This window comes from Corynebacterium sp. HMSC29G08 (genome assembly GCF_001806875.1).
GTDB lineage: Bacteria > Actinomycetota > Actinomycetes > Mycobacteriales > Mycobacteriaceae > Corynebacterium.
This window is the reverse complement of the sequence record NZ_KV786226.1, coordinates 1-8,756: the sequence shown is the minus strand read 5'-3', so window position 1 is coordinate 8,756 and position 8,756 is coordinate 1. Positions and strand designations below refer to the sequence as shown.

The following is an 8,756-nucleotide window of genomic DNA, read 5'->3' as shown; positions in this document are numbered from 1 at the left end:
ACGACACTGCTACCAAATAGCCGGTCGCAACAGTTCGGCAACTCCCTGACCAATGATCAGTATGAAGGTGACACGTTCGACTACATCATGGCGAACCCGCCATACGGTTCGTCCTGGAAGGCATTCCAGAAGGACGTCAAGGCGCTCCAGGAGCAGGGCGATCCACGCTTTGCTGAGGGGCTTCCCGCTGTCAGCGACGGACAGATGTTGTTCTTGATGCACATCGCACACAAGCTTGCTTCCGCTGATGGACCAACGAAGGGTGGGCGCGCAGCCGTAGTTACTAACGGTTCGCCACTATTTACCGGCGATGCGGAGAGTGGTCCAGACAGCATCCGCAAGTACCTCATCGGCGCGCAAGGCGGCGTTGAAGTGCTGGACACGATCATCGCGCTGCCAAATGACATGTTCTACAACACAGGCATTGCCACCTACATCTGGATCCTTGACAGGAACAAGGAGCCACGTCGCCGCGGCAAGATTCAGTTCATCGACGCGACCGAAATTTGCGCGCCTATGCGTAAAAACATGGGACAAAAGCGCGTGGAGTTTACAGAAGACAACATCCGCGAAATCACGAAGATTTACAAGGATTTCGAGGAAAGTGACCGCTCCATCATCGTCACTGCTGATGAACTGACTTACCGCGATGTGCCGATGTTTAAGTTGGCGCACTACGCCGTCAGCGTCACGGATGAAACCATGGCAGAAGCCATGAAGCACAAGTCTGCGTTTCCGGAGCATGAAGCAGTCATCCGCGAGATGCAGGGACGCGATTACAACGATCTCCCAAAGGCGTTAAAGGCTTCCGCGAAGTCGCACGGGGTGAAAATGGGCGCGCCACTGCTTCGCCACGTCATGAAGGCGTTGGCAGTGGAAGACGAGAATGCGCCCGCTTCCTTGGACGAGAAGGGAAACCCGGTTATGGATGCATCCTCCAAGGTGATCGAGCGCGTCCCGTACCTGGAAGACGTGTCCGAGCATATGGAGCGCGAAGTGCTCCCGTTCGTGCCGGATATGCAGTGGGACGAGTCCTTGGCGAAGGTTGGCACGGAACTACCCTTGACGCGCCTGTTCTACAAGCCGGAAGAGTCCCGATCCCTGGAAGAACTGGATGCGGATATCGCTGACTCCCTGGATCGTATCTACGCCATGTTCGGGGAGGTGCGTTCTGATGACTGAGTTTCCGAGAATTCACTTGGGACTTGTTTCACAAGCCATCTCCGGATCTGGATTTCCGTTAGACATGCAGGGACAGGAAGACCTTGAGTTGCCGTTTCACAAGGTAGGATCACTTGCACATACTGACGAATCGAATTATTTGAGCGTTGCGCAAAACTCAATCACGCGCGAAACCGCCGCAGTCTTAGGGGCGTCGATCATTCCGCCTGAAAGCACAGTGCTTGCGAAGATCGGAGAGGCTGTTCGATTAGCGCGTTTCGCCATGGTCAATAAACAGTGCTGCATCGATAACAACATGGTTGCGTTAGTTCCAAAACTAGAGCGGGTCATGCCGAGGTTCTTTAATTACGCCCTCCACACTGCGGATATCGAGTTCCTAATGAACCCTGGCACTATTCCGACACTGAATATCCGAGCATTGAGGGCTTTCGACATCCCCCTCCCTGATCTCGAAACCCAGCGCCGTATCGCTGATTATCTCGATAAGGAAATCAGCGAGATGGACGCGATGATCGAAGAGTTCGAGGGACTTATATCTAGCCTTGAATCCCGTCGTGGAGTGTATCTCCAATCGAAGTTTGATCCCGCAATTACGGGGGATGCATCCATGAAAATGGGCACATTCGCCCAAATCTCACTAGGGAAAACCTTCCAGGGAGAGCCAAATGAAGGGCAGGACAATGCTTTCCCTGCCAATTACGTGCGTGCTGCAAATATCCAACCTCACGGGCAACTGGTTCTTGATGAACAGACGATGTACGCCACTCAGGACGAGGTTGACAAATACACGCTGAACGCGGGAGATGTTGTGATTGTGGAAGGTGGCGCTGGCTTCGGTAGAAGTTTGACGCTTCAAGAGGACTTGCCTGGATGGATTTTCCAAAACCATGTAATTCGAATGGTCCCCCGATCTGGTTGGCTCGGAGAGTACCTCGACTACACGATCCGTGCTCACCTGTACAGCGGGTACATCGAGTTGCAAACCGTAGGTGCAACGATTCCTGGTTTGTCTTCTGAGAGAGCAGCGAATTTGCCCGTCGCTTTTATTCCCCCAGAAGAACAGCACAAGCGGGTTACAGAAGCACGCGAGGAACTGTCACGTATGGACGCGCTCATCGAAGAGTCCACCCGACTCATTGAGAACCTGAAAGCGCGCAAGACTGCGCTGATTACTGAAGTCGTTACTGGGCGGAAAAAGGTCTAATCATGGTGAACCCGATTCTTGAAGAAGCAATGGAACTGACCATCTGCCGATCTCTTAACTCTCAAGGCTGGATCTGGAATGAGGGTGCCAACGACAAGGGGTTCGACCCCGAACTTGGTCTCTTTCCCGAAGATGTCCTTCACTGGCTGAAAACCCAGTATCCGGATCAGTACGAACGTGCGATTCCTGAAACTGCGAGTGACACAGAACGTAAAACTCGCGAACATCGGCTGCTTAAACGCCTGACCACGGAACTCGACTACACACCGATACTCGATGGCATCACCAAGAAGGTCAACGGCGGACTTTTAGGAACACTTCGGGATGGATTCTCGTTTGCGCAAACAGATCTTGGCACGGTGAATTTCCCGGAAATGGCGGGCTTCTACCCGTATGACTCGGCGAAAACAGACGTGATCGAAAAGGCGAAAGAAAACCGCCTACGCGTGCTGCAACAAGTCCACTTTGAAAAAGGTGGCTTAGGCGAGATCGACCTTGTGCTGTTGGTCAACGGCATCCCCGTGATCACGATGGAACTCAAGACTGACAACACGCAGTCGATTGATGATGCTGTCGCCCAGTACAAGCACGACCGTAAGCCGAACCGCACCACACGTCCGCTGCTGAATCCTGGGCGCTGCCTCGTCCACTTCGCGGTGTCCTCGCGTGAAGTCATGATGACCACCGAACTTAACGGCACCGATACTGTCTTCCTCCCGTTCAATCAGGGAACCGAGGAAGGCCGCGCTGGTAACCCAGACAATCCCAACGGGTACAACGTGTCCTACCTGTGGGAATGGGTGTGCTCACCGGATCTGCTGCTGCGCATTCTCAAAGATTACGCACTGTGGGAGCCGTCCACGAAGGGTAACGAGGGGCGCCTGATCTTCCCCCGCTTCCACCAGTTGCGCTCTGTTGAGCGTGTCACAAGCGATGTCGCTACTAACGGCACCGGTCGGCGTTATTTGATCCAGCACTCTGCGGGTTCCGGCAAGACGAAAACGATTGCGTGGTTGGCGCACCGTGCCAACAAGATGATCCACGAAGACGGGACGAAACTTTTCGATTGCGTAATCGTCGTAACGGATCGCACCGTGCTGGATAAGAACGTCGCGGATGGGCTTTCCCTACTTCAGGCCTCTGAAGGCATGGTCATCAACATCACCAGCGATGACACATCCAAGTCCGAGAAACTGAACCACTATCTCACCCAGGGCAAGCGTATTTTGTCCTGTACACTGCAGACCTTCCCCGCGTTGGCACAAACGATTGATCGTTCCCCGAAACTGCGGAACCGTCGCTGGTTGGTCATTATCGACGAAGCGCATTCGTCCCAGCACGGCAAGGCGTCGCGTACGCTGCTTGAGACACTCTCGGATACCCCTGATGAGCTTGCGGAAGCAGCAACACGAGCGGCTACGGAAATTGAAGACGAAGAGACACCCGATAGTGGGGCAGCGCTCAGCGATCGTGCCGGTTCGCCCCTTTCTGGCGAGCTCACCCGTATGGAAAAGGACCGTCTGCAGCAGCAGCGAGACTCGGCAGTCGCGCGGTCATCGAACGTCACTCTCGTTGCGCTTACCGCAACACCCAAGGCAAAAACTCTTGCGGTGTTTGGTGAGCCGTCCCCGGACAATCCAGAGAAGTACGTGGCGTTTGACCTGTACTCCATGGCACAGGCAATCGACGAGAACTTCATCCTGGATGTGCTCCAGAACTACATCTCGCTATCGCTCTACGCCAAGATCGAAGATCAACTTGGCCGCGAAGACGACGTCATTCTTGGCGAGGCAAAATCTGCACTCAAGCACTTCGTTCGCTCCCACGAGAAGACGATCCACTCCAAGGCTGAAGTGGCCGTCGAGCACTTCAACAACAACGTGCGCTTCCTGCTCGGATCGACCGCGAAAGCAATGGTCGTTTGCGACGACCGCATGAGCGCATACACCTGGTTCCGGGCGGTGCAGGACGTGATCAAGTCCAACTCGAAGTATCAGGGGCTTGAAGCACTTGTAGCGTTCTCTGGATCGCTCGACGTGTCCAAAGATGAGGACATCGAGGAAATCGTTACGGAATCCTCCCTCAATAACGAAAACGCATCTGAGGGCAAGCGTCGCATGGAAACGACGAAGATGTTCGACGGTGCGGCGTACAAGTTCCTCATCGTGGCAAACAAGTATCAGACCGGCTTTGACGAACCACGCCTGTCAGCGATGTACGTGGATAAGCCACTGTCCGGCGTGATGGCGGTTCAGACGCTCTCGCGTCTCAACAGGACGATGCCTTCAAAGAACAAAACCAAGACCTTCGTAGTCGATTTCGTCAATGACCCCGAAACGATTCTTCACTCGTTCCAGCCGTACTACTCGCAGGCGTCTATCGACACAGAGGTAGACCCGGACGTGCTTGCGGATCTTGCCCGCGTGTTGGACACCTCCCAGTTCTACGACACTGAGGAGATGGAAGCGATCGCCAACACGGTGATGGATCGGGACATCGACGTAAAGAAGAAAGACAATCTGATCCGCGTTGGTATCGATCCGATCGTTACCCGGTGGACCGAGTTCTACGCAGGTGCTTTGATCTCCGGGGACAAGGACAACGAAGCAGTGGCGACAGATTTCCGCGCCAACTTGGTGAAGTACGTCCACGCATGGGACTTCTTGAGCCAGTTCATCGACTTTCAAGACGTCACCCTGCACAAGCGTGCAATCTTTGCGGACCTGCTCGCGCGCAACCTCAAGCTTGGCAAGAAAGCCCGCGACGAGGACTACGTCACCGGTGTCGAGGTAGTGAAGACCGCTGTCATGGGTGACGTTGAAACCGGCGTTGAGCTGAAACTCAACATCGAGGATTCGCGAGCACCGCTTCCCGTTCCAGGGTTCGATGGTCGCGTCTCTACCGGCGGGGCAGGAGATCCGCTGCAAGGTGCATTCCGTGAAGCGGGGGAGCAGGTCAACGAGCTGTTCTCCGCTGCAGGGATCGACATGTCCAACTCGGCGAATACCCGCATGGTTCACGCAGTGTGGGAGGCGTTGGCGAGCGATGAAGAAGTGGAAGCTCTTGCCACCAAGAACCCGCAGGAAGCGTTGGCGAAGTCACCGAAACTTCGCGACAAAGTGCTTTCCGCAATCTTGGGTGCCGATGCTGAGCATGAGCAGTTCACCAACCTCATGCTCGGTGGCGAAGATGCGCTGAACGTGCTCACCGCAGCAATGTCTCGTCTTGCGGTTGCCGCAATGGAGGACAAGGCGCGCGGGATCGCAGTGCCGGATGACGTTCTTATCGGCAGCTCGGAAGAACCCCAGGATGAGTCGCCGGTTGAGCGTCGTATCCAAGCACTGCTCGATGTCATGCTCATGCATGCTGGTGCCTCTACCGTTGAGGAACAATTCGCCCGATCGCTGGACGAAGCGCTTTCAAACCGTGGAACCTCCAACGTGTTCGAGGTGGTCCGCTCACAGTTCGTCGGACACTCACTGCCAGTGGACGGTGACCTGTACCAGGGCGTGGTGATGTACGCAGTGGAGCATTACTAACGCTACATAGCCTGCGGTCGCACCCCGCCCCGCTTTAAGAAGGAAAGAAATCGGTGACATTTCACCTAAGCGTCGTATAGTTCGTGTATGTCACACAGCAAACCTTCAGCAGGTGGTGCGTCGGTTGTAGAAACCTTAGGGATCGATATTGTTCCCGAATCAGAGCGCACCGCGAAACCCTCCGACTTGTTCTGGCCGTGGTTCGCGGCGAACATTTCGGTGTTCGGTATTTCCTACGGCTCGTTCGTGCTCTGGTTTGGGCTGTCGTTCTGGCAAGGCGCACTCGTCACCGCACTCGGCGTGACGTTCTCGTTTTTCCTCTGCGGCCTCATTGCTGTGGCCGGCAAGCGTGGGTCTGCGCCCACGATGGTGCTCTCACGTGCCGCGTTCGGTGTGCAAGGGCAGAAGGCTCCGGGCATCGTCTCGTGGTTGACGTCCATTGGTTGGGAGACGTTCCTGGCGATCATGGCGGTGCTGGCCACCACCACAGTGATACGAGAACTCGGGGGTAATCCGGGCACAGCCACGAAGGTGATCGCAACCGTCATCGTTGCGGGGCTTATTGTGGCGGCATCGGTGCTGGGCTACCACACGATTATGAAGCTGCAGTCGGTGCTGACCTGGATCACCGGTGCGGTGACGCTGTTGTACATGGCGCTGACCATCCCACGCATTGACTGGTCCGCGGTCCAGGAAATCCCTGCCGGTTCCGCGGGCAGCGTGGTCGGTGCACTGGTGATGGTGATGACGGGCTTCGGCCTGGGCTGGATCAACATTGCGGCGGACTGGTCACGCTACCAACACCGTGACACACCGGACCGTTCCATCATCTTCTGGAACACGTTCGGTGGCGCTATTGCGCCGGTTATCTTGGTTATCTTCGGCCTACTGCTCGCCGCATCTGATGAATCGCTGGCGGAGGCGATTGCGGACGACCCGATCGGTGCCCTTGCAGTCGTACTGCCTACCTGGGTGCTCGTGCCGTTTTTGATCACCGCGGTCCTCGCGCTGGTCTCCGGGGCGGTGCTGGGCATCTACTCCTCGGGTCTGACGCTGCTCACACTGGGGATCAACATCCCACGTCCGGCGGCTGCAGCGATCGACGGCGTCATCTTGACCATCGGCACCATCTGGGTGGTCTTTTTCTCCCAAAGCTTCCTCGGACCATTCCAGTCCTTCTTGATCACCCTTGGCGTACCGCTGGCTAGCTGGGCGGGCATCCTTATCGCGGACATCTTCACCCGCACCAAGGACTACGACGAGCCCGCGCTGTACGACCCGGCAGGGCGCTACGGTGCCGTGGACTGGATCTCTATCGGCATCCTCGTTGTCGCCTCGGTGATCGGGTGGGGCCTTGTGGCCAACATGTTCGCGGAGGAAGCGGCTTGGAACAACTGGCAGGGATACTTCCTGCCGCTGGTTGGGGAGCACTGGGCGGACGCAAACCTGGGTGTGCTCGTCGCACTCGTGCTCTCCTTTGTGGCGGCATGGTTTGGGCGCCGCGGCCGCATCCGCCGTCAGGAAGAGACTGCGGCCTAGACGCCGCGCTCTGCCGCGCCCGACTCGGCAGCTTAACGCGCCGGGTTGCTGACTAAGATCCGGTCTACCTGTTCGGCCAAATCCTCGGGCGCTGTGTCGAAGTCGCCGTCGAAGTCGCCGGGCAGTTCACGGTCCGCCTGTTCAAGCGCCTCCTGGTCGTGCTCGCCGGTGGCCAGGTGCGCCTCCGCTACGCCAAGAAGCCGTTTTAGCCGCATCAGGTTGAGTTGGTAGGCACCGTCGTTCTCCGGGCCGGGGACCTCCTGAAGCCAACCTGTACCGATGAAGGTGGGCAGGGTCGCTTCGATGATGTCTCGCTTGAGCCAGTTGGTCATGTGGGGACCGCCGAAGTTTTCCACCCGGCCTGCTGTTGCTTGGTGGACTATGCCGGTGGCGGTGAGGGCGGGGCCAGTGGTGTCGTTAGCAAGCAACGCCACCTGCGCCAATATTTTCAGTTCTCGGGGAAATAGGGACGGGGCTTCAATACACCCCACTGCGGCCTTGAGCAGCTCGCCCAACAACGCCTCCTTATTTTGTTGTGATCGGACGAGGAGACATTATAAAACCGACCGCCAACACCGAAAGGTGGCCATTCGAACAGATGTGGCTTAGCGTTAATCTCCGAAGAGCTCCTGCTGGAATTTCGTGGGATTTTTCAAACGCTCGGTTTCGGGGATTTTGCCGGGCAGGGTAGTGCCCTCGGCAAACGGTGCACCTGGAAGTTGGTCGCGTCCGTGGGGCGTTGCCAATCCGGAAAGATCTGGTCCGTCGGGAACGATCTGTGTGGGGTTGATCTCGCGGTGCACGATGTAATAGTGCTGCTTGATCTCCATAAAGTCAGTGGTGTCACCGAAGCCGGGGGTTTGGAAGAGCTCGCGTAGGTAGCCGTACACGTTCGGCATTTCGCTGATCTTGTTCCGGTTGGTTTTGAAGTAGCCGTGGTAGACGGCGTCGAAACGGATCAAGGTGGTGTAGGCGCGGATGTCGGTTTCGGTGATGTGCTCACCCATGATGAACCGACGGGTTGCCAAGCGGTCTTCTAACCAGTCGAGAACCTCGAAGACATCCGCATAGGCAGCGTTATAGCCCTCCTGCGATGCCGAGAACCCGGCCCGGTACACGCCGTTGTTGAACTTGTGGAAGAGGAGGTCATTGACCTGGTCCATCTCTTCGCGTTGATCCTCCGGCGGTAGCAGGTTGGGCGCGCCGGCGCGGTGGTAGTCGGTCCACTGCGTTTGGAAGTCATGGACCATCGAGTTGTAGTCATTGGTCACCACCTTGCCGCTTGCTTCTTC

Annotated in this window: 6 protein-coding genes; 4 read left to right on the top strand and 2 right to left on the bottom strand. The window is 56.6% G+C overall.

Annotation, left to right across the window (positions count from 1 at the left end; translation table 11 throughout):
• The 4 genes from HMPREF3101_RS03765 to HMPREF3101_RS03750 all read left to right on the top strand — a co-directional run.
• On the top strand, nt 1-1,182 hold a 1,182-nt coding region (locus HMPREF3101_RS03765; RefSeq protein WP_168160152.1), incomplete at its 5' end, for an HsdM family class I SAM-dependent methyltransferase.
• Complete coding sequence (locus HMPREF3101_RS03760; RefSeq protein ID WP_070462717.1) at nt 1,175-2,386, top strand: restriction endonuclease subunit S; 1,212 nt, start codon at nt 1,175-1,177, stop codon at nt 2,384-2,386. The genes HMPREF3101_RS03765 and HMPREF3101_RS03760, both read left to right, overlap by 8 nt.
• A 2-nt stretch (nt 2,387-2,388) precedes the next feature.
• Nucleotides 2,389-5,925 carry a type I restriction endonuclease gene (locus HMPREF3101_RS03755; protein ID WP_070462715.1) on the top strand — a complete coding sequence of 1,179 codons (3,537 nt, stop codon included), beginning with the start codon at nt 2,389-2,391 and terminating at the stop codon, nt 5,923-5,925.
• Between the two features lie 87 nt (nt 5,926-6,012).
• Nucleotides 6,013-7,464, top strand: a complete 1,452-nt coding sequence (locus tag HMPREF3101_RS03750; RefSeq protein ID WP_070462713.1) for a purine-cytosine permease family protein — start codon at nt 6,013-6,015, stop codon at nt 7,462-7,464.
• Between the two features lie 32 nt (nt 7,465-7,496).
• Here HMPREF3101_RS03750 and HMPREF3101_RS03745 read toward each other — a convergent pair whose 3' ends face one another.
• Both HMPREF3101_RS03745 and HMPREF3101_RS03740 read right to left on the bottom strand, forming a co-directional pair.
• A complete protein-coding gene (locus tag HMPREF3101_RS03745; protein WP_141737343.1) occupies nt 7,497-7,898 on the bottom strand; it encodes a hypothetical protein in 402 nt (133 codons plus the stop codon).
• Between the two features lie 177 nt (nt 7,899-8,075).
• Nucleotides 8,076-8,756, bottom strand: a 681-nt coding sequence (locus HMPREF3101_RS03740; protein ID WP_210386165.1) for a glutathione S-transferase C-terminal domain-containing protein, incomplete at its 5' end; no start/stop codon positions are given.